Genomic DNA, 21,051 nt, shown 5'->3' with positions numbered 1-21,051 from the left:
TTAAATGGTTTGATTATGTTTTTCAGTCCAAGCTTGATATTGTCCAGGCTGCAAGATTTTCCTCAAATAAATTGTGAGATGGCCTTTGCCTAAATCTTTTTGCCCGATCTCTTCAAATCCACTTTTTTCGTACATTTCCTTTAGCCATGGATGATTATCCGCGGTTCCGAGCGTAACCGCAGGGGCTCGCAGTTGCTTCTTCAAAATTTCTTCTTCGAGCCATGTCAGCACTTTTTTCCCTATTCCTTGACGCTTATACGCAGGGTTTGTAGCGAACCAGCCTATGTGTGGCAATACGAGCGGGCCAGGATTAGGGCCCCAAGGCAACCGGATCGATACGGTCGAAATAAATGTCCCGTTTTCCTCCAGGACATATACCTTATTTTCGGATATATGCTTTATCGCTTCCTCCCTCGTGGCCGTTGCTGCAGAGAAGTGAATATCCAACTCTCTTATACTCGCATAAGCATCCAATGTTAATTGGAGGAATTTATCCACATCTTCTACACGTACTTCACGAAATGTTTGACTCATCTTGCGCCTCCTATACTCTATCTAGTTAATTCCTCTTCGGGTGGGTGATTCCGTCTTTGAGAACTATCCGCCAGGTGTAAGTGTTTAAAGCTGGGAATATTGGTTGGCCGGTTTATCCAAGCCAAGATTCCCTCGTAATGTGTTGCTTTCATATTCAGTACGGAAAATTCCTTTCGATTGCAGTTCAGGGACAACAAGTTCTACAAAATCCGTTAAAGAATCAGGCAAGAGGGCTGGCATGATATTAAAGCCATCAGCCGCATTTCCATTCACCCAATCTTCAATCTTATCCGCAATCTGCGTTGGTGTTCCAATTGCGATATGATGTCCACGTGATCCTGCAACCCACTGATATGTCTGACGTAACGTCAAATTTTCATTGATCGCCCGTTTAACGATCAAATCATATTTACTTTGGATGCCGTCTACATGTTCTGGCAGCGTAATATCAGCGAACGGTGTATCCAAAGGGATGTTCGAAAAATCCACATTTCCAAAATATCTTCCCATAACAGCCAATCCTATTTCGGGAATGATCAGCTCCTGCAATGCCTCGTACTTTTCTTTGGCTTCCTTCTCGGTCTGTCCCACAATCGGGAACAACCCTGGCATGATGCTCAAGCTGTTTTTCCCCCGATTGAAAGCGGCCAATTGACCTTTTAATTCATGGTAAAATGAAACCGCGTCCTCCTTGTTCTCCTGGGCAGTAAAGACGATCTCTGCGTGCTTTGCTGCAAGCAATTGCCCAGGGCCAGAAGAGCCTGCTTGTACAATGACCGGATGCCCCTGGGGGGAGCGGGAAATATTTAATGGTCCTTTTACATTGAAAAACTCACCTTGGTGATTGATTTCATGAAACTTGCTTTCATCAATGAATTGGCCTGTTTCTTTATCGATGACCAATGTATCGTCTTCCCATGAGTCCCACAATTTCTTGGTAACTTCAACAAATTCAGCCGCCCTTTTATAACGGAGTCCATGTTCTAAATGTTCTGATTTATTGAAGTTTACTGCAGTGGAGGCAAGGGACGTCGTGACTACGTTCCATCCAGCGCGGCCGGAGGTAATATGGTCTAAAGAAGCAAATTTCCTAGCAACATTAAAGGGTTCTTCGTAAGTGGTGGAGGCCGTTGAAACCAAACCAATATTGGAAGTCGCCGAGGCTAGATAAGATAACAAGGTCAATGGCTCGAATCGAGTCAGAATATTAGGATGCGAGTCCTTTCCAACTGACAGACTATCTGCCAAAAATAATAAGTCAAATAAACCTTTTTCGGCAGTCTGGGCCAAACCTTTAAAATAATCGATGCTCATATTACCTTTCGGGTTGGCGTTAGGATGTCTCCAGGAAGCAACGTGATGTCCTGTTCCGGCCAAAAATACACCAAGCTTTACTGTTTTCTTTTTCATGTGTCAATTGCTCCTTTATGTCTTCACTTTTAAACGCAGGGGATTTATAATGGTAATATCCTTACTGGTTTACTATGAATTAATGCTGAAATAAAACCCGCTTCAGTTTAGAAGAGGGTTTCTTCCGACTATATATTTCCTTACTTGTTTTCTACTAAATTGAATCCTTTTTCGGGTTGATACGTTAATATAATATAGAAATTAAATCAAATGGTAGCATCTTATATAATAAATTGTCAATGTTAAATATTCGGAATATACACATTTATCATTTCCGGAAAACATTGTTATGGTGCTTATGACTCGACCTAAATTAGAGCTCAGTCTTTATACGTTAATCAAATAGCTTATTTGAAAGCTGTTTCAATTGATATTCCTTGGCTATTAGCTTTCGTTCTTTACTATTCGGATTTTTAAGGAGATGGACAACCGTTGACCATGAGCAATGTAGAATTGGAAAATTATTTATTGGAATTCAGACGCGATCTTCATATGACACCTGAATTATCAAACCAAGAATTTGAAACGACTAAAAAAATTAAAGAAGCGCTTCAAACTCAAGATATCAAGATACTTGATTTCCCATTGAAAACTGGTGTCGTAGCTGAGATAAAAGGGAGTAAGCCGGGACCTACGATAGCTCTTCGCTCCGATATTGATGCTTTACCAATTTTAGAGCAATCTGAGGTGGATTTTCCTTCAAGGCACAGCGGCGTGATGCATGCATGTGGTCATGATTTTCACACTTCCGTCATTTTGGGGACTGCTTTTTTATTAAAAAAAGAAGAAAGAGATCTATCCGGAACGATTCGCTTGATTTTTCAGCCTGCGGAGGAAACGGGGCATGGTGCAAGTGCTTTAATGGAAACCGGTGTGCTGGATGATGTGGATGTGATTTTTGGCCTTCATAATGATCCGACATTGCAAGTTGGGGAGTTAGGGACAAAACATGGAGCTCTGACAGCGGGAGTCGATCGCTTTGAAGTGCATGTTAAAGCAACTGGTTCTCATGCGGCCAAACCGGAAGAGGGTAATGATCCGATTATCATAACAGGACATATTATCTCAACGTTGCAAACCATCATCAGCCGCAATGTGGCGCCTAAAGAGTCCGCGGTTTTGAGCATCACCCAAATTCATAGCGGCTCAACGTGGAACGTTATCCCGGATAGTGCATATATGGAAGGAACCGTCCGCACCTTCAGTAAAACTCAACGAGAGTTCATTCAGAAACGTATGAAACAGGTCCTGCACGGTATTAGTGAAACATTCAATGCAAATGTTGAATTATCATGGCATCCTGGCCCGCCATCAGTTGATAATACGCCTGAATGGGCAGATTTGGCGCTTCAGGTTGGAGACACAGCAGGTTACACGACAAAAACCTTGGAAGCTAGTTCAATAGGGGAAGACTTCGCTTTTTACCAAGAAAAAATTCCAGGTGCTTTCGTAATGATAGGGTCGGGCGGTCCTTATGACCTGCATCATCCTAAGTTTATAGTAGATGAAAAAGCACTTTTTCCAGCTGCTTCTTATTTCCGCTTATTGGCTTTAGAAGCGTTAAAAAAAATTCCTGAATGAAATATTAGAAGCGAGGGAGGTCCAGTCATCAAAACTTATCCATTGAATGAGTCGGATCGTGATTTAATAGAAGCTGCAAGTGCAAAAATTAGAGATCTTTACGAGGAAAATAGGCATCATGTTGGCGCTGCATTAAAAACGAGTTCAGGAAAAAAGTTGCTGCCGTACATATTGAAGCATATATTGGCCGGGTTACTGTATGTGCAGAAGCCATTGCGATCGGCAAGGCGATATCGGACGGGGAAAAGGGATTCGATACCATCGTGGCGGTTAAGCATCCCTTTTCCGATGATGAAGAAAGAGCTTTAAAAGTGGTTAGCCCGTGTGGGATGTTCGGGAATTAATCTCGGATTATGCAAAAGAGTGCTTTGTCATCCTGAATATTAATGGGGAAACGGTAAGACGAAGATCGGTGAATTACTGCCGTATAAATACACGAGGGATTCATGATAAATGCAATGGAAAACAACACGCTTACGGGAATCCTAAGCGTGTAAGTGTATTATTTCATACAGATGGCAAGTATTGTTCACAGATGGTGATATCATCGTCTTCTAGAACATAAGGATGTGTTTCCAGCAAAATGGTTTTCAGGTATTCTGGCATCCTCTCACCTTTGTACGCACAAATTAATGGAAATGACAGCAGATTTACAGCTTTGTCTACTGTTCTCTCAAATTCCTCTATGATATGCAGGGGCTCTTCCAAGGTTGCCCATTCCACATGTGCCCATGATCGGAAAGAGATTTTATTTTCGACATAGGGCTGAACCGTTTTATTAAAGTATTCTTCGATTGCAGGAGGATGATAACTGCCGCTTGAGCAATAGAAATCGAAGTTGTTCACAAAGTGAAGGAGCTTCATTTGATCTTTTGTTAACCGAGTGCTTAGTTCTTTATGGATAAGGGGGTAAATACGGTCATTTTCAACAAGAATGACGTAATCCCCCGCCATGATGCCATCTTGGATATAACTTAAAACTTGTTTAATGTAATTTTCCATTTCATTATAGGAATATAGCACATGAACATTTTTTTGGTCTTCGAACAACTGATTCATTTTGCTTTTCAATATATCAATCCTTCTTTCATGTATCGTTTCCATTATACTAGAATTCCATAGCAGGACTAAATGAGAGTTTTTTAACAAGGGCAAAAAGCAATCCTTCTCCATTGAAGGATTGCTTTTCCGTTTTATTTCAGCCGTCCGATCAGGTCGGTCATTTTATCCAAAGTGGTTATGTTCTGGTTGCATTTCATGCTGTCCAGACAAATATAATTCCCTTTTTTAATGAATGTCCCTTGGACGGTTCCTTTTGTTTCAGACATGAACATCCCTACTTCTTCAAAGCGGCTGCATATGGCACAGATCCCTTTTTTGTTGGCAGGTTTAATGGTTCCATGCAATCCGGTGAGTTTATGATGATGGGGGGCAATGATGAATTTCTTTCCGGATCCGACATCATCCCAACCCAGGTATGAAATCTCTCTCAAATCGATGTTTTCCAACAAAGGGGTTTTTAATTTCTTTGCTTTAGGAAATAGTTTTTTTATCGTTTTTTCGGTTACTTCTTTAAATGGGATCACAAATGGCTTCACCTGTAGTAGAAAGGCTTCGGCTTGTGCGGGATCTTTGATGGTATCCACTGGATCCAGCAGTTGTTTTTGCTCTTCGCTCAAGTCACTGAATAAGCTTAGTACCCTTTCTTTGGCGACTGTTTTCAGGGTGTTGATCACATCCTTATCGTTGGCAGTCGCGTGTCCATTTATGAGAATTTGTGTTTGGGATTTTATGAAGTTATACTGCTCGCTCCTGATAAAAGGTTCCATTTTCTTCACTCCTGTTTCTTCAAGTGTTACCGTTTCTCTTTACTTTACATAAATTGCATCTGCTTTAAAAGGGGGGAAACGACTAAGAAACATACTCGGCATACAAATAGCACTGATATTATTATCAGTGCTACCCGTGTAATCCTATTTAGAATATACGATTTTCTTGATGGTTTCCGCGGAGAGAAAATGTTCCTCGGCTAATTGATGGATGGAATGCCCGTCTTTGAAAGCGTATTTTATAGAGGCATTTCGGTCATCGATCAATTCCCTTGATCCCGAACGGGTTCCCCATTTGTGATGGGCTTTTTCGGGTTTAGGGATATATATGGTTTCACCTTGCACATACTTTTGAATTTCAACGATCAGCTTTTCAGGTAAAACGGCCGTCGCTTTTACATACTTCATTTCTGCCAGCCCCTTATTCTTTATTAAGAATGAAATAAGGTGCAAAGCCGAATATTAGAAATGATAAGGCGGGCGATTAAATTTAGCTTAATTCAACCCCATGCAAAGTATCGCCTCCAATACTAGGCTTTGCATGAGACGCTGCAGAAGGTGGCATTAACATTCGTATTGCCATCTTTACACCTCCCCTTTGTGTTTCTAAGAACACGTGTTGTTCTTATTATAAAATAGAATAGGGTGAGTTGCCAAACTTTTTCCAATGTTAAAGCTGAATCGGCGGGCTGATTGTTTGATAATGTTCTGAGTCCATGAAATAATTTGGAGGGAAACCAAACTAAACATTATGGGAGCTGACTTTATGAAAGTATTCGTAGTTGGGGCAAATGGGCAGATCGGTAAACATCTTGTAGATTTATTAAAAGACAGCCCGGATCATAGTGTACGGGCAATGGTTCGCAAAGAAGAACAAAGTGAGCATTTAAAGAAAAATGGAATTGAATCTGCAGTCGTCAGTTTAACTGGATCAGTGGATGAGATTGCGAATGCGGCAAAAGGCTGCGATGCCATCGTGTTCACAGCAGGGTCCGGAGGTAGCACCGGTGCTGATCAAACGCTGTTGATTGATCTGGATGGTGCAGTTAAAACGATTGAAGCGGCAGAAAACCTGGGAATCGACCGATTCATCATGGTGAGTGCTTTTCAGGCCAATAATCGCGAAAACTGGAATGAAGCGATCAAACCGTATTATGTGGCCAAGCACTATGCGGATAGGGCATTGTTACAAAGCGATTTAAATTATACGATCATTCGGCCTGGCGGTCTGGTTAATGAACCGGGAACGGGCAAAGTGACCGCCGCCGAGGAATTGGAAAGAGGCTCGATTGCCCGTGAAGATGTGGCTCGAACGATTCTTGCTTCATTGACCGATGAAAATACCTATAAGCGTTCATTTGATTTAATCTCTGGCGATACTGCAATCGCGGAAGCCTTGAGGGAAATTTAACGTAAAATAGGGGCAGGGCCACTCAGGGGGAGTGGACTCTGCTTATTTAATTCCTTCGATATGCTTGATGACCTTCGCTGGGTTTCCACCGACAACAACGCCTTCAGGAACATCCTTTGTTACGACGGCCCCTGAGGCGACAACGGAATGACTCCCTATTGTAACGCCAGGATTGATGATGGCCCTTCCTCCAATCCATACATGATCCCCTATCGTAACCGGTTTTCCGTATTCCACTCCAGAACTGCGTTCAAAGGGATCCAGCGGATGTGTAGCTGTATAGATATGCACTCCGGGAGCCAACATGCAGTCCCTGCCAATTTTCACTTCGCAAACATCCAAAATGACACAATCAAAATTAGCATAAAAGTTTTCCCCGACAGAAATATTGTATCCATAGTCACAACGGAAGGTGGGTTCAATATATACATTTAGCCCAGTGGAACCTAAAAGCCGTTTCAGCAGTGCGGTCCGTTCATCCCCCTCGCTTTCCGTTGTCTGATTGTATGACCGGGTCAACTTTCTGGCATTTTCCCTATCTCTGATTAATTCCGGATCAGCGGCGATGTAAGGTTTCCCGCTCACCATCTTTTCTTTTTCATTATTCATGTATGCGCCTCCTGTTTCTTTTTTTATATAGTTTGAAAAAATATCTGAATATTAAAACATTTTTCCTGCAAAATAAATTGCAGTACTTTTTACTCAACTTTTCTGTTGAATCTAAATGCCTCTCTCGTTTTTTAAAAAAGAAGTTAGAAAAGAAAGATTTTTCCGAATAATGAATGAAATAGCTTTGACAAACGTTCCGCCGGATTTTATAGTAAGAAGAGTTATGGATGATTCATAGTTTCATGAAGGTCCATTTTAACAGATCAGTAGAATGGTTCGAAGTTCATGTCATTTTTTTTCGGAAATTGTGGACAACTCTTTTCTTGGTTAAGATAATCACAAAACAATGGAGGGCTCTATATGTCACAGAAAGCACCGCTGTCTTTTGTCATTGTAACAGGATTAATGCTTTTTGCTTTATTTTTTGGTGCAGGAAACTTAATTTTCCCTGCCATGCTCGGTCAATCCGCGGGGACCAATTTATGGTCGGCCAGTTTAGGATTCATCATTACTGGTGTTGGACTGCCATTCATTACAATATTGGCCTTTGGTTTTTCAGGAAAAAATGATGTTCAATCGCTTGTAAGCAGGGCACACCCGTTATTCGGCATCATTTTCACCGTCGTTCTTTATTTATCATTGGGACCGCTTTTCGCACTTCCCAGAACGGGGAGTGTATCCTACGAAATAGGGATTAAACCTTTCCTATCTAATGATGTCGGTTTTTTACCATTGCTGATATTCACGATCATATATTTTGGAATTGCCTGTTTTTTATCCATCAATCCATCAAAAATGCTAGATATCGTCGGAAAAATATTAACACCCTTATTATTGATTTTCATCGGGATTCTTATTGTGGTAGCGGTTATTAATCCAATGGGTGAAATCCAGTCACCAGTGGCAGATTATTCAGATAATTCTTTCTTCAAGGGATTTAAAGAAGGATATTTGACCATGGATACGCTAGCCGCATTTGCATTTGGGATCATTGTCATCAATGCGATCAAAGATAAAGGGATAACATCAAGAAAAGAAGTGTTAGGCTTCTGTCTGAAAGCCGGCTTAATAGCTGCCACCTTGTTGGTGATCGTTTATACGTCCTTAGTATATGTCGGGGCAACAAGTGTGGAAAAACTCGGTCAACTGGGTAATGGCGGAGACGTTTTGGCTCAAGCCTCGAATCATTTTTTCGGACAGGGTGGTGCCGTGTTGTTAGGGTTGATTGTGATCGCTGCTTGCCTGACGACAAGCATTGGTTTGATAACGGCTTGTGCTACGTATTTCAATAAAATACTGCCTGCCGTATCGTATAAATCATATGTCGTCATCTTCTCCGTTTTCAGTGCGGCTGTTGCCAATGTAGGTTTGACCAAGCTGATTTCCATTACAGTGCCTGTGTTAACTGCGCTTTATCCCGTGGCGATCGTTTTGATCGTTCTTACGTTCTTCCATTCCTTATTCAAAGGGAAATCGGAGGTATATTTAGGAAGCTTATTATTAACGGCCATCATCAGCATAATGGATGGAATAGTGGCATCAGGCATTAAACTGGATGCCGTTTCGGACCTTTTCACTCAATACCTTCCACTATATAGTGTAGGGGTGGGCTGGGTGATTCCTGCCATCATCGGCGGTGTATTGGGCTATATGGTATACCTATTGAAAGGTGACCCTAAGGAAGCCTATTAAGGGATATCAGAATGAACCTCGAATAACGTTGATTTCCACTCCAGGCACTCGCTTTCCGCGGGCGGACCGGGAGCCTCCTCGGCGCTCTTTGCGCCTGTGGGGTCTCCCTTGGCCGCGCTTTTCCGCAGGAGTCTTGTACCTTCCGTTCCAATCAACTGGATTGTCTTTAAAGAAAAAACTGTAGTCGGTTTCATCTTTAAGCTTGATTAAGACAGGGTTACACTTTCGTTTTTTATTGTTTTATGAACCCTTGTTGGATTGAAGAAATTTGCGACACTCCTGCCGAATATCTGGCTAGCCAGACCCCACAGCCGCTTGCGGTGAGGAGGCTTGGCAGACAGTCGGCGGAAAGGGAGCGGATTTCAGATATCAAGCTGGAACGTCTTTTTCATAAAAAGCTGACGCGAACTAGTTCTATATGGTTTTTTATTGTTTTATGAAACTCTTATTGTATGGAAGAAAGCTGCGACACTCAGTTTGTTTTGAGGAGTTTTGGTTAGAGTAAGGAACGGATTTCTGAAATGAAAAACTCACTTTACTCCGGGTTTATCTACAGTCGGGGAGCTGTCTTGATGACAGCTCCTTTTCTTAGTGTTTGTTTTTAATGGGAAAGAGCCTTAAAATGTTCAGAAAGGGGTGTAGGAACATAATGATCAATCGATTACCAACAGAAATAGCAAATATATTACAAGCAAGCAAAAAGAATCCTGCTCAATTTGAGGAATTGATCAGGAGCGGCGGATATCTCCCTCCCGAGATGGAGTTGATGGTGGATGCCATCACGGCCTTGAGCATGGGGAAGAATATCCTTTTGAAGGGTCCGACAGGGGCTGGAAAGACAAAGTTTGCCGAGACTTTATCGAACTTATTCAATCAGCCGATGTTCAGCGTCAACTGCTCAGTCGACTTGGATGCAGAAAGCTTATTGGGCTTCAAGACGCTGGCTTACAAAGAGGAAAAACAAGTGATAGAATTCGTACCTGGACCAGTGACCAATTCGATGAATCACGGTCACTTCTTATATATAGATGAAATCAACATGGCAAAACCGGAGACTCTGCCGCTTATCAATGGTGTGCTTGATTACAGAAGGACAATAACGAATCCGTTCACGAATGAAGTGATAACGGCAAAAGAGGGCTTTAATGTGATTGCTGCAATCAACGAAGGGTATGTCGGGACAGTGCCGCTGAACGAAGCACTAAAAAATAGGTTTGTCATCATTGAAGTTCCTTATATCGAAGGGGAGCAGTTAAAGCAATTGATAGAAACCAATACAAAGCTGAAGGACCCAAGAAGTATTGATTTGTTCGTTAAACTGTCGAGTGATTTGATAAATGCCGTGAATCAAGGGAAGGTGGCTGAAGATGCGGCGTCGATCAGGGCTTTGCTTGATGCTTGCGATCTGAGTGTGTTAATCCCGCCGAAACGGGCGATCCTTCGTTCCATTGTGGATAAGTTGGACGAGGAACGGGAGCGTGAGTTCGTGAAGAACTTGGCTGACACATTATTCTAACTAGGAGAATGCCTCATGAAGTATATCCGGTTCAATGATTCAATAATAGATACGGCACTTTTTTTACAGCTTCAGGATCTCTCGACTGTTTTATCCGGCATTCCTGAGCTGGAATTCGAATACAATTATGGCTCCTTCATTGATCTGATCGAGAATAAGGTCACTGCCAGCCACTTTTGGGAAAATGGCAATAAGGAAGTGAAGGAAGCAGGGCTGAAAACGGACGTGCTTCTTAGAACGATAGGCACGCTGCATCATACAACAATCCGGAGCATGAAGGAGTACCAGGACAGCATCGGGGAAAGTTCACTTCCGAAGTTTGCAGCGCAATTATTCGCTTTGCTGGAAGATTTGCGATTGGAAGAATTGGTGAAGAAAGAAAGACCAGGCACGAAAAAATGGTTTTCGGTAAGGGGGGCTTACCTTAAACAATATTTCGAAAGCCAATTGGCGACGAATGTCACAAGAAGTTTCGCACTGGATGAATTATATTGCCTCATATATTTACTGCTTCAATCCGACAGGCCGGATCCGATTTTTCCGAGAGCCAACGAAAGGCAGCTGGAAGAACTGGAGAAACTGAAACCGTTCATCCATTCGGTCTTTGATGCCACTAAAACCAGTGATATCACGAGGATTTGCGAGCAAATCGTTTTCCGTGTGAACGATGGGTACGAAGATACGATGAATGAATATTTCATTTTCCCCATTGCAAGTGTGGAAAAGTATAAAGCAAATACCTTATTTGATGAACTAACTAGAAATGATGAACTGTTGAACGATGATACAGATGATGCAGACGAAGAAAAAAGTGAGTTCATTGATGAAAAATTTTCGACTTGGCATCGGGAGAACAAGAACGGTGAAAGTAATTCGACGTTTCTCCAATTTGAATTGGAGCAGGGAACGAAAACAAGCCTGATGGGCGGAGGTGCCCGGGAAGCGGAAGATGCCGACCAAGCACTGGCTTCGATCCAGGGTTCATCAGGGGAAAGTCAACAAAAGGAATACAATCAGCAAGAAACGCTGGAGAAGAAACAAACCAATATGGGCAAAAGCGGTGAACATCCATTTGGTGAAGAAAATAAAGACGTCGTTCAGGTAATCAAAGAAGCCAAAGTACCAACACTTATGGAAGAGAAACGCTACCGAGAGTTTGTTGCGGATATCGAACCGTTCAAGAGGAAACTCTCCAGTACCATTGAAAAGACGCTGGAAAATAAAAAGAACGCACCAAGAAAAGATTTGGTTTTTGGCCGTTTATCAAAGAAATTACTGCCGCTTGTATTTGAAGAAAATCCAAGGGTCTTTTATAAAAAGAACCAGGATTCCAATGAAATGGATGCGGTATTCACATTGCTTATCGATTGCTCGGCTTCCATGCACAACAAAATGGATGAAACGAAACGAGGGGTCGTCCTGTTTCATGAAGTGCTGAAGAAATTAAGGATCCCCCACTCGATCGTGGGTTTCTGGGAAGATGCCAATGAAGTGAGGGAAGGATATCAGCCAAACTACTTCCATGTGATCCAGTCCCATTCCGATTCTCTTTATCTAAACTCAGGAGCTAAAATCATGCAGCTTGAGCCAGAGGAAGACAACCGCGACGGATACAGTATCAGGGTTGCCACAATGGAATTGGAAAAAAGGCGCGAAAAAAACCGTTTCTTGCTCGTATTTTCCGATGGTGAGCCGGCGGCAAGCGATTATGATCAAAATGGAATTGTCGATACACACCTTGCTGTTTCGGAAGCCAGGAAAAAGGGCATCGAAGTCATCGGCCTGTTTTTAGCGGATGGAGGCATCGATGAGAGTGAAGAGATGACGATGAAAAACATCTATGGCAAAGAACGCCTGATGATTCCGAGTGTAGCTGAATTGCCAGAGCAATTTACACCGCTGTTAAAAAAATTGCTGCTGAAGACCATTTAAGAAATATGTAGATAAACACGCAGTAGGATTCAAGTTTTGGATCTTACTGTTTTTTTTTGGCTTTGTCAGCTATTGGTGGAAACTTAAAATGAACGTCGAATGGGATTTCTTTTGTCGTGATTGGGGTAAACCATAGATGAGGAAGTGATCATTTTGATGAATGTACTTTTTATGCTGCTTTATTTTATAATCATTGTTCTTGTAATTGAAATATCGGTCACCTTGATGAAATTGACTGGATTAAAAGGCACAGTGGCAAGATTTCAGGTTATTTCCATGCTGACGGGCACTGGTTTTACAACTGACGAGTCAAAATCCATTATCGATCACCCCGTTCGAAGGAAAATAAGCATGTTCTTAATTTTATTTGGTGCATTCTCGCTTGCTGTCATCATTTCATCGATCAGTACATTGCTTACAGATGATCTGCGTTTGATGGAGTTAAGCATCATTATTGGAATCCTGCTGGTTTTAACCATTTTAGTGAAGGTTCCATTTTTGAATAATAGATTATCGAATAAGATGAAAAGTGAAATGTACAATCATTATGAATTATGGGAACACCCGATAGAAGAGGTCTTATTTTTAGAAGATGAAGACGTGGTCATGGAAATCGATATTTATGAGGACTCGGAGTTCATCGATGTCAAAGCCTTTGATGTCATTTCACATGGAGCCGACATCAATATTTTATTTATTGAAAGCGGAGAAGTGAAAATCAGAAAAGAGCTATATGAGTATAAAATCAAATTAGGGGATAATCTCTTTTTATATGGAAATAAAAAAGAGATAGAAGAAACATTCTCAAAAGAAATCGAAGAGATGAAGAAGAAAAGTGCATCAGACTGAAAAGATCCCAGCCTATATTAAAGCTGGGATCTTTTGAAGATTGTCTTCATTAGTGTTTTTTATTCGGTAATTTCTGAGCGGGATTCCCATTACCTTGACGGCGCATATTGCCTTCTTGCTTTTTTTGCTGCTCTTGTATGCTTTCAACAAACTCCTTTGAACTTTTCATGGAATGTACCTCCTCCGTTATTTTCTTTTTTACTATAACCAGAAGAGGTGGAATTCATGAGTATGCAAAAAGGAACGGTGGTCATATATGGACGTAAAGTGGAAATCTTGTTCCACAAGTGAGTCGAAAAGAATATGGGTCAATCGTTTTAAATATCGCTATCTAATGTTAGAATACATTACATTAGAATATTTTGAATATTGACAAAAATAAAGCCGGTATCTATAATAATCAATAATAATATCCATGAATAAACGTTTATTGGGGTTTTGCCTATGGATCGGACAATGACCGTCCGGGATTTATGTGCGTTGCATACTCATTTATTGAACAATGATATTCAAATTCTTGAAAACCTATCAACGAATTTACCGTTGATAGCCGATTTGAATAAAGCGAATGTGTTTATTGATTGTCCGGTGCGTGAAGGGAAGCATGCCATTGTCGTTGCAGAGGCATGCGGACACTCCGTGAAATCGGTTTACGATCATCCGGTTGTCGGTAAATTTGCTTATGAGGCATTCGAACCGGCCGTATTTTATGTATTGCGCACCGGAAAGGACATGTTCGTGAATCGGGCATTGACTCAAGAGGGAGCGATGGTCCAGCAAAGTGTCGTTCCAATCAAGGGGGAATGCAATCGGGTCATCGCCGTTTTGATCATGGAAAAGGTGATTCATGAAGAACCTGAATCTTTCAATCAGTTTGATAGGCAAGATCAACAAAATTCCTTAGTTCCTGAATTTATCGAGGAGTCCATTTTCCTGATTAATAACCAAAACCGACTTGTTTATACGAATCCTGCTGCCATTAATTTAGTATCGGAAATATGTTTGACGGACTGTGTTTTAGGTGAATCGATTTTCGATTATTTTCCTGGCTTTGCCGATGTTCTTGCTTCAAAAGAGGACATTTTGATGAAGGAAATGAACATTGGTAAAAAGATTATCCAACTAAAGAAGTTCCATTTGGGCAACAAGAATTCCAATGAAACGTTCATCATCATCCGGGACCTGACTGAACTGCGGGATAAAGAAAGGGAGCTGATCAGCAAGTCAGTAGCGATTCGTGAAATTCATCATAGGGTGAAGAATAATTTGCAGACAGTGGCCAGTTTACTTCGGCTGCAAATGAGGTTAGGAGCCCCTGAAGAAAGCAAGCCCCATTTATTGGTCAGTTTGAACCGGGTGTTAAGCATATCGTCGGTTTATGAAATCATTTTGGCAAGCAGTCAGGTCGATCATGTCGATCTGCTGGAGCTTATTAGAAAAATAGGCGATATGATCGTTCATACGGAGGGTCAAGCTCGCCAATGCGTAAGCATTGAATATAGGGGTGAGCTTCATTCGATTGATTCCGACATTGGCATTTCGGTCGCGCTGGTGGTGAATGAGCTCATTCATAATTGTGTGAAACATGCTTTCAAGGAAGGGACGGAAGGGAACATTACCGTATCCTTGCAAAAGGATGGTCCTGAATTGGAACTTCAAGTAAGAGATGATGGGATTGGATATTCACCTGCAGTGAAACCTTCTTTGGGGCTGGATATCATCCGTATGACGGTGGAAAATGATTTGGATGGGGAGTTTTCGATTCAGCGGATTAAAGAAGGTACCCTGGCTTCTGTAAGATTTCCATACAAGAGGTAGGTGGGAGAAGTGGACAAGAGGATTTTGGTCGTGGAGGATGAATCGATTGTTCTGCTTGATATAACGATCATGCTCAAGGATGCAGGCTTCGATGTGGTTGGACATGCCCGTAATGGCGAGAAGGCGATTGAATTGGCACATGCACTGCAGCCGGATCTCGTTTTGATGGATATCAAAATGCCGAAAATGAATGGGCTTAAGGCTAGCGATGTAATATCCAATACCTTTCAGATTCCGGTCCTGCTTTTAACTGCATTCAGCCAGCGTGAATATATCGACGAGGCGAAGCGAGCGAACATCGTCGGATATCTTGTAAAACCAATTACGGAGGCGAATCTGATTCCGGCAGTGGAGATAGCTTTGCTGCAAGCAGCCAATACAAAGAAGTATCAGGAACGAAATGCTCAATTGGATGAAACGCTCACAAATCGCAAAGTCATTGAAAAGGCAAAAGGAATCATCATGAAAAGGAAGAATGTCACCGAAGAAATCGCTTACAATAAACTGAGAAGGCTTAGTATGGATAAGCAGCTTTCCATGGAGACGGTGGCACGTCGAATCATTGCAAATGATCAAAAACAAGTAAATAGATGAAGCAATGGCGCTTTGATGGACCAAATTGGTTGTAGGCAGGCATTTCTGCCGAAAAACCTAAGTTTGGGCTATAAGAGGCGTCTTTTTTATACCCTTTTTTTAAGTCGATAGGCCAAATCAAATCGGAATTCAGGGGGAATATGTATGGAGATGGTAGGTAAATTTGTTATTTATATCATTATGGTGTGTGCCGTTGTCGGTGCTATTGCATCGATTAAAGACAGTGAGCAGGGCTTGGGGAAACAGTTCATGGAAGGTTTGCATACCGTTGGCCATATATTTATCCCGGCAGCTGGAATCATGGCCTCGATCCCTTATCTATCTTGGTTCATCAATACAGTATGCGGCCCGGTTTTCGCTGCGATCGGTGCAGATCCAGCCCTCGCCGCAACAACGATTTTGGCGACGGATATGGGGGGGTACCAATTAGCGGCCGAGCTGAAGGAATCCTATGAAGGCTGGATCATGGCGATGATTGTCGGCTTTATGTCCGGGGCAACGATTGTATTCTCGATTCCAATGGGGCTTGCGATGCTGGAGAAGCGTGATCATAAATACATGGCACTTGGTGTCATGTCAGGAATCCTGACGATTCCGATTGGCGCTTTTATCTCAAGCGTGCTGGTGGTGGCGACGAATTCGAAAATCCGCGAGGTGATTTCCACGAATGCGGATTCTACATACGAATTCGCGTTGAGCTATTTGAAAATTGCCCTGAACCTTTCTCCGCTTCTTATTTTTGTGGTCTTGCTCGCGTTAGGCCTTTATTTCCTGCCGGATTTGATGATCAAAGGTTTCATGTGGTTTGGAAAAATATTGGACGCCGCGATTAAACTAGTGCTCGTGTTTTCGATCGTGGAAATTTTCACCGGATTGTTTTCCAAAGTATTTGGTGCTTGGGGCTTCCATCCGATCATGGCCGATAAGGCAGACCAGTTCCGTGCCCTGGAAACGGCGGGGTATATCGGGATCATGCTGGCAGGTGCATTTCCAATGATTTACCTGATTCAAAAATATGCAGGCAAGCCATTGGAAGCGATGGGCGGGAAAATCGGGTTGAGCAAAGCCGGGAGTGCAGGGATATTAGCCACGGTAGCCAATATATTGGCAATGTTCAAGCTTGTTAAAGAAATGCCGCCGAAGGATAAGGTCATAAACATTTCCTTCGCTGTGTGTGCGGCCTTCCTATTGGGTGATCATTTATCATTCACAGCCAACTTTCAGCCTTCCTTAATATTGCCGATCATTGTCGGAAAGCTATCTGCCGGAGCGATTGGAATCGGTCTTGCTTACTGGCTGTCCGTTCCGAAAGCTTTGGAATTAGAAGAAAAGGATCGAGCAGCAGGAGTTATCGGCATAAATGAATATAAAACGAAAAACGAGGAAGAAAACAGCAATGAAATCCAAGTGGTGTAAAACTGGGGTGTGATTTTAGTGAATGAACAGGTGGAACGAATCATCAGTGCAGGAATTGATATTGGCACCAGTACGACGAAACTTGTTATCAGCGAGCTTTCGCTTAGGAATGTGGCGGGTGGCGGACAGGTGCCAAAAATTGAAATTACCGATAAGGAAATTCTGTATCGAAGTCCCATTTTCAGGACCCCGCTTGTATCCGAGACGGTAATTGACATACCTGCTGTTCAAAGAATGGTGGAAAGTGAATACCAAAAAGCAGGAATCACGATCGAAAACATACAAACAGGGGCTGTCATCATCACTGGGGAAACGGCAACCAAACAAAATGCAGAAGAAATGGTGTACCGGTTATCTAATGCGGCGGGTGAATTCCTTGTAGCGGCAGCCGGTCCGGATTTGGAAGGGATCATTGCCGCCAAGGGATCCGGCGCCTATCAACATTCCATCAAGACAAGAAAGACTGTAGCGAACATAGACATTGGCGGGGGGACCGCGAATATTGCCGTATACCGTTCAGGCATGCTTTGCGGAACCTGCACACTGCATATAGGAGGCCGTTTGGTGGAGTGGGAAGGAGCGAAGGTGAAGGTTGTTGCTCCTTCAATAGGAAAATGGCTGAAATCAATAGGGCGCTCTCCTTTGAATGGTGAAGGGGCAATCATCGCAAATGAAATGGCGAAGGTGCTTTCGAGTTTTTTGGCTGGCTCCTTCACAAAAGAAGATGAACTTCTATTAGTTGGGAAGGAGCCATCTTGGACAGAACGAATAGACGTGTTGATGTTCTCGGGCGGTGTCAGTGATTGCATCTATCATGAAGAACGGGAGGAAGAAAGCTTCCGGGATATCGGCATGATGCTTGCCGCCTCCATCAAGGAAAGTGAAGAATTGGCCGCATGGGAGTGGGAACAGCCTGTTGAAACGGTTCGGGCGACTGTACTTGGAGCAGGCGCACATACAACTGAAATCAGCGGAGCAACCATCGAAGTGAATGATTCTCATCTGCCAGTTCGTAATATTCCAGTCTATCGGGTCGACTTTCATGGCGGGCTTGATGATGTAACCGGGAAAATGACACAAGCTGTTCAGGATGCGATCACAATATACGACGCTTTGCAGGAGGGGCTGAATTTTGCCTTTTATTTAACGAATTTACCTTATCAATCATTTCGGGACATTCACCGCCTTGCAGTCGCTTTTACCGAGGCACTGAAGCAAAAACCGAATCGGCAGCAGCCTCTGATCATTGTCATGGATAGTGATTATGGAAAGGCACTTGGTCAAACCATTCTAGCGAACCAACCGGATCTGCCGGTCATCTGCATTGATCAGACAGAAGTGGAACATGGTGACTATTTAGATATAGGAAGGCTGCTGCGGACAGGGGTCGTTCCGGTTGTAGTAAAAACGCTAACCTTCCACAGTTAGGAAAAGGAGGATCATACGATGAAATTATCCACTCAATACTTTGGGGAAATCCATCAATTCAAATCGTTGAAAGAAGTCCTGGCCAAAGCGAATGAAGAGAAATCAGGAGATAGGCTTGCGGGAATTGCAGCAGATTCCGTTCAAGAACGGATTGCGGCAAAAGCGGTGCTTAGCGAATTGACTTTGGCGGACATCAGGAACTATCCCCTGCTTTCCCCGGAAGAGGATGAGGTGTCGCGGATCATAGATGGTCTCATCAATGGAACCATCTATCAATCTGTGAAGAATTGGAGCGTTGCCGAACTGCGTGAATATATTTTGAGTGACGAAACGACAGGCGAGGACTTAAAGCGATTAAGCAGGGGATTGAATAGTGAAATGATTGCAGCGGCAGCCAAGTTGATGTCGAACCTCGACCTTATCCATGCAGCCAATAAAATCGAAGTGCTCACCAAGAATAATAGCACGATCGGATACAAAGGAACGCTTACTTCGCGCCTTCAGCCTAACCACCCGACAGACAATGTGGATGGTATGCTGGCTTCTTTAAAAGAAGGCCTCTCCTATGGAATCGGGGATGCACTCATTGGAATCAACCCTGTCGATGATTCGGTCGAAAGCGTAAAGCGGCTGCTTCATGCGACACAGGATGTCATCCAGAAATGGAACATCCCGACACAAAATTGTGTGCTTGCGCATGTGACCACGCAAATGAAGGCCGTTCAGCAGGGGGCGCCTGCTGATATGATCTTTCAAAGCATAGCCGGAACGGAAACGGCCAATCGCTCTTTTGGAATTAACGTACAATTGCTCGAAGAAGCTAATGAGATAGCGAAGGCCTATGGCACCGGCACAGGCCCGCAGCATCTTTATTTTGAAACGGGGCAAGGCTCCGAGTTATCGGCCGAAGCGCATTTCGGTATCGATCAGGTGACGCTTGAAGCCAGGAACTATGGATTTGCCCGTTATTTTGACCCGTACATTGTCAATACGGTCGTCGGTTTCATCGGACCTGAATATCTATATAACAGCAAGCAGGTCATCCGGGCTGGGTTAGAAGATCATTTCATGGGGAAAATGCATGGACTGCCGATGGGGGTGGATATTTGCTATACGAATCATATGAAGGCGGATCAAAATGATATCGAGGACTTGGGTGTACTTTTAACGGCGGCTGGTGTGAATTTCATCATCGCTACTCCGATGGGTGATGACTGCATGTTAAATTATCAGTCTTTGAGTTATCACGATATAGCGACTTTGAGGCAAACGATGGATAAGCGGCCTGCCCCATTATATGAAGCTTGGCTGGAGAAGATGGGGATTATGGAGAACGGAAAATTAACGAAGCTTGCCGGTGATCCAACTATATTTAACCATTAGGAGTGGATGATATGGGAATGAATAATAAGGAAGATTTGGATGCCATGATAGCAAAAACCCCTGCGCGGATAGGGGTAGGCAGGTCAGGGACCCGGCCAAAAACGGATTCGTGGCTGAAATTCCGTTTTGACCATGCAGCGGCCGTCGATGCTGTATATGGTGAAGTCAGTGATATTCTTTTGAAGCGCTTGGATTTATTCAAGGTGAAAACGAAGGCCGATGATAAGGAAGTCTATTTACGGCGTCCGGATTATGGCAGGAAGCTATCGGATGAAGCAAAGAGGGTGATAGATGCCAAATGCATAAAGGCTCCAACGGTTCAAATCATCATTTCCGATGGCTTAAGTGCCAAGGCAATCGAAGAAAATGTCGAGGACGTCTATTTATCTTTCAAACAATCTTTGGCAGTGGCAGGTCTGGATACGGGTACACCATTTTATATTGAAAAGGGCCGGGTTGCCGTGATGGATGATATTGGTGAAATCCTTGGACCTGAGGTCATTGTCCTGTTGATCGGTGAACGGCCCGGTCTTGTCAGTGCTGAATCATTGAGCGCTTACATTTGCTATAAACCACGTTTGGGCACCATTGAAGCGGAGAGGATGGTCATTTCCAACATCCATAAAGGAGGGATCCCACCTGTTGAAGCTGGAGCGCATCTTGGCACGGTCATTCAAAAAATCCTCAAATACCAAGCGAGCGGCATGTCCCTCGTGAAGAAGGAACATGAAGAAGAAAAGCGTGAAAAACTCGGTTGAACCCCTAGTGTCTAAAAAAGGAAGTTCGGATGGTCTCATTTGACGATCATTAAGACTAGGCGTTGATTTCCTCTCCAAGCACTCGCTTTATATGTTTTTTTATTGTTTAATGAATCCGTTATTGGATGGAAGAAAATTGCGACACTCCTGCCGAAAAGCTGGCTAGCCAAGACCCCACAGGCGCTTGAGCCGAGGAGGCTTGGCAGACAGTCGGCGGAAAGGGAGCGGATTTCTGGAATCGACTGGAAATACTTTTAAAATAAAAAAACTGCAGGCACTCGCTTTATTTGC

General features: G+C 43.1%; 18 protein-coding genes and 2 pseudogenes. 13 read left to right on the top strand and 7 right to left on the bottom strand.

Features of this window, described 5'->3' with window-relative positions:
- Together AC0VX1_RS23545 and AC0VX1_RS23540 are read right to left on the bottom strand one after the other, a co-directional pair.
- Positions 1-534, bottom strand: coding sequence for a GNAT family N-acetyltransferase (locus tag AC0VX1_RS23545; protein WP_413004712.1), 534 nt, complete (start codon positions 532-534; stop codon positions 1-3).
- A gap of 84 nt (positions 535-618) precedes the next feature.
- Positions 619-1,944, bottom strand: coding sequence for an LLM class flavin-dependent oxidoreductase (locus AC0VX1_RS23540; RefSeq protein WP_413022018.1), 1,326 nt, complete (start codon positions 1,942-1,944; stop codon positions 619-621).
- Between the two features lie 438 nt (positions 1,945-2,382).
- Between AC0VX1_RS23540 and AC0VX1_RS23535 the strand changes: the two genes are divergently transcribed.
- On the top strand, positions 2,383-3,525 hold the full coding sequence (locus tag AC0VX1_RS23535) for an amidohydrolase (RefSeq protein WP_268565134.1): 1,143 nt from the start codon (positions 2,383-2,385) through the stop codon (positions 3,523-3,525).
- Between the two features lie 27 nt (positions 3,526-3,552).
- Positions 3,553-3,975 (top strand): annotated as a pseudogene (locus AC0VX1_RS23530) (cytidine deaminase).
- A gap of 57 nt (positions 3,976-4,032) precedes the next feature.
- Here the strand turns inward: AC0VX1_RS23530 and AC0VX1_RS23525 are convergent.
- The 3 genes from AC0VX1_RS23525 to AC0VX1_RS23515 all read right to left on the bottom strand — a co-directional run bounded on the left by AC0VX1_RS23525 (position 4,033) and on the right by AC0VX1_RS23515 (position 5,762).
- The gene (locus tag AC0VX1_RS23525; RefSeq protein ID WP_475469294.1) at positions 4,033-4,629 is read right to left on the bottom strand and encodes an MEDS domain-containing protein; all 597 of its coding nucleotides are present in this window, start codon (positions 4,627-4,629) and stop codon (positions 4,033-4,035) included.
- A gap of 89 nt (positions 4,630-4,718) precedes the next feature.
- Entirely contained in the window at positions 4,719-5,354 is a 636-nt protein-coding gene (locus AC0VX1_RS23520; protein ID WP_475469292.1) for a FusB/FusC family EF-G-binding protein, read from the bottom strand.
- A 144-nt stretch (positions 5,355-5,498) separates the two neighbouring features.
- Entirely contained in the window at positions 5,499-5,762 is a 264-nt protein-coding gene (locus AC0VX1_RS23515) for a CD3324 family protein (RefSeq protein ID WP_034310602.1), read from the bottom strand.
- Between the two features lie 358 nt (positions 5,763-6,120).
- Here AC0VX1_RS23515 and AC0VX1_RS23510 point away from each other — a divergent pair, with 358 nt between their 5' ends.
- Complete coding sequence (locus tag AC0VX1_RS23510) at positions 6,121-6,765, top strand: SDR family oxidoreductase (protein ID WP_048686325.1); 645 nt, start codon at positions 6,121-6,123, stop codon at positions 6,763-6,765.
- Positions 6,766-6,807: 42 nt separating this feature from the next.
- Here AC0VX1_RS23510 and AC0VX1_RS23505 read toward each other — a convergent pair whose 3' ends face one another.
- Positions 6,808-7,374, bottom strand: a complete 567-nt coding sequence (locus AC0VX1_RS23505; RefSeq protein ID WP_413022021.1) for a sugar O-acetyltransferase — start codon at positions 7,372-7,374, stop codon at positions 6,808-6,810.
- A 360-nt stretch (positions 7,375-7,734) separates the two neighbouring features.
- On the opposite strand from AC0VX1_RS23505, the gene brnQ reads away from it, so the two are divergent.
- The 4 genes from brnQ to AC0VX1_RS23485 all read left to right on the top strand — a co-directional run bounded on the left by brnQ (position 7,735) and on the right by AC0VX1_RS23485 (position 13,363).
- Positions 7,735-9,066 carry a branched-chain amino acid transport system II carrier protein gene (brnQ, locus tag AC0VX1_RS23500; RefSeq protein ID WP_475469290.1) on the top strand — a complete coding sequence of 444 codons (1,332 nt, stop codon included), beginning with the start codon at positions 7,735-7,737 and terminating at the stop codon, positions 9,064-9,066.
- Between the two features lie 649 nt (positions 9,067-9,715).
- Entirely contained in the window at positions 9,716-10,582 is an 867-nt protein-coding gene (locus tag AC0VX1_RS23495) for an ATP-binding protein (RefSeq protein WP_082609479.1), read from the top strand.
- 15 nt (positions 10,583-10,597) lie between these two features.
- A complete protein-coding gene (locus AC0VX1_RS23490; RefSeq protein ID WP_034310612.1) occupies positions 10,598-12,514 on the top strand; it encodes a vWA domain-containing protein in 1,917 nt (638 codons plus the stop codon).
- Positions 12,515-12,670: 156 nt separating this feature from the next.
- Entirely contained in the window at positions 12,671-13,363 is a 693-nt protein-coding gene (locus AC0VX1_RS23485; protein WP_034311721.1) for a hypothetical protein, read from the top strand.
- Positions 13,364-13,412: 49 nt separating this feature from the next.
- On the opposite strand, the gene AC0VX1_RS23480 is transcribed toward AC0VX1_RS23485, so the two are convergent.
- A complete protein-coding gene (locus AC0VX1_RS23480) occupies positions 13,413-13,532 on the bottom strand; it encodes a DUF4023 domain-containing protein (protein ID WP_034310614.1) in 120 nt (39 codons plus the stop codon).
- Between the two features lie 275 nt (positions 13,533-13,807).
- Between AC0VX1_RS23480 and AC0VX1_RS23475 the strand changes: the two genes are divergently transcribed.
- The 6 genes and pseudogenes from AC0VX1_RS23475 to eutC all read left to right on the top strand — a co-directional run.
- A complete protein-coding gene (locus AC0VX1_RS23475; RefSeq protein ID WP_475469288.1) occupies positions 13,808-15,181 on the top strand; it encodes a sensor histidine kinase in 1,374 nt (457 codons plus the stop codon).
- A 9-nt stretch (positions 15,182-15,190) separates the two neighbouring features.
- Positions 15,191-15,775, top strand: a complete 585-nt coding sequence (locus AC0VX1_RS23470; protein ID WP_053537393.1) for an ANTAR domain-containing response regulator — start codon at positions 15,191-15,193, stop codon at positions 15,773-15,775.
- A gap of 144 nt (positions 15,776-15,919) precedes the next feature.
- Positions 15,920-17,191, top strand: coding sequence for an ethanolamine utilization protein EutH (eutH, locus tag AC0VX1_RS23465; protein ID WP_034310619.1), 1,272 nt, complete (start codon positions 15,920-15,922; stop codon positions 17,189-17,191).
- 18 nt (positions 17,192-17,209) lie between these two features.
- On the top strand, positions 17,210-18,619 hold the full coding sequence (locus AC0VX1_RS23460; RefSeq protein WP_475469286.1) for an ethanolamine ammonia-lyase reactivating factor EutA: 1,410 nt from the start codon (positions 17,210-17,212) through the stop codon (positions 18,617-18,619).
- 18 nt (positions 18,620-18,637) lie between these two features.
- Entirely contained in the window at positions 18,638-20,002 is a 1,365-nt protein-coding gene (locus AC0VX1_RS23455) for an ethanolamine ammonia-lyase subunit EutB (RefSeq protein ID WP_475469285.1), read from the top strand.
- 23 nt (positions 20,003-20,025) lie between these two features.
- Positions 20,026-20,760: pseudogene (gene eutC / locus AC0VX1_RS23450) on the top strand (ethanolamine ammonia-lyase subunit EutC); the annotation flags it as partial.
- Positions 20,761-21,051 lie beyond the last annotated feature (291 nt).

This window comes from Peribacillus sp. QJM3NY_7 (assembly GCF_056173225.1).
The sequence above is the reverse complement of the archived record's forward strand: the minus strand, read 5'-3'. Positions and strand labels throughout refer to the sequence as shown.

Coding starts and splice junctions, on each gene's coding strand:
- AC0VX1_RS23485 (WP_034311721.1), top strand. CDS start 12,671: ATGAATGTACTTTTTATGCTGCTTTATTTTATAATCATTGTTCTTGTA.
- AC0VX1_RS23540 (WP_413022018.1), bottom strand. CDS start 1,944: ATGAAAAAGAAAACAGTAAAGCTTGGTGTATTTTTGGCCGGAACAGGA.
- AC0VX1_RS23545 (WP_413004712.1), bottom strand. CDS start 534: ATGAGTCAAACATTTCGTGAAGTACGTGTAGAAGATGTGGATAAATTC.
- AC0VX1_RS23455 (WP_475469285.1), top strand. CDS start 18,638: ATGAAATTATCCACTCAATACTTTGGGGAAATCCATCAATTCAAATCG.
- AC0VX1_RS23480 (WP_034310614.1), bottom strand. CDS start 13,532: ATGAAAAGTTCAAAGGAGTTTGTTGAAAGCATACAAGAGCAGCAAAAA.
- AC0VX1_RS23525 (WP_475469294.1), bottom strand. CDS start 4,629: ATGGAAACGATACATGAAAGAAGGATTGATATATTGAAAAGCAAAATG.
- eutH (WP_034310619.1), top strand. CDS start 15,920: ATGGAGATGGTAGGTAAATTTGTTATTTATATCATTATGGTGTGTGCC.
- AC0VX1_RS23520 (WP_475469292.1), bottom strand. CDS start 5,354: ATGGAACCTTTTATCAGGAGCGAGCAGTATAACTTCATAAAATCCCAA.
- AC0VX1_RS23515 (WP_034310602.1), bottom strand. CDS start 5,762: ATGAAGTATGTAAAAGCGACGGCCGTTTTACCTGAAAAGCTGATCGTT.
- AC0VX1_RS23475 (WP_475469288.1), top strand. CDS start 13,808: ATGGATCGGACAATGACCGTCCGGGATTTATGTGCGTTGCATACTCAT.
- AC0VX1_RS23505 (WP_413022021.1), bottom strand. CDS start 7,374: ATGAATAATGAAAAAGAAAAGATGGTGAGCGGGAAACCTTACATCGCC.
- brnQ (WP_475469290.1), top strand. CDS start 7,735: ATGTCACAGAAAGCACCGCTGTCTTTTGTCATTGTAACAGGATTAATG.
- AC0VX1_RS23535 (WP_268565134.1), top strand. CDS start 2,383: ATGAGCAATGTAGAATTGGAAAATTATTTATTGGAATTCAGACGCGAT.
- AC0VX1_RS23510 (WP_048686325.1), top strand. CDS start 6,121: ATGAAAGTATTCGTAGTTGGGGCAAATGGGCAGATCGGTAAACATCTT.
- AC0VX1_RS23495 (WP_082609479.1), top strand. CDS start 9,716: ATGATCAATCGATTACCAACAGAAATAGCAAATATATTACAAGCAAGC.
- AC0VX1_RS23490 (WP_034310612.1), top strand. CDS start 10,598: ATGAAGTATATCCGGTTCAATGATTCAATAATAGATACGGCACTTTTT.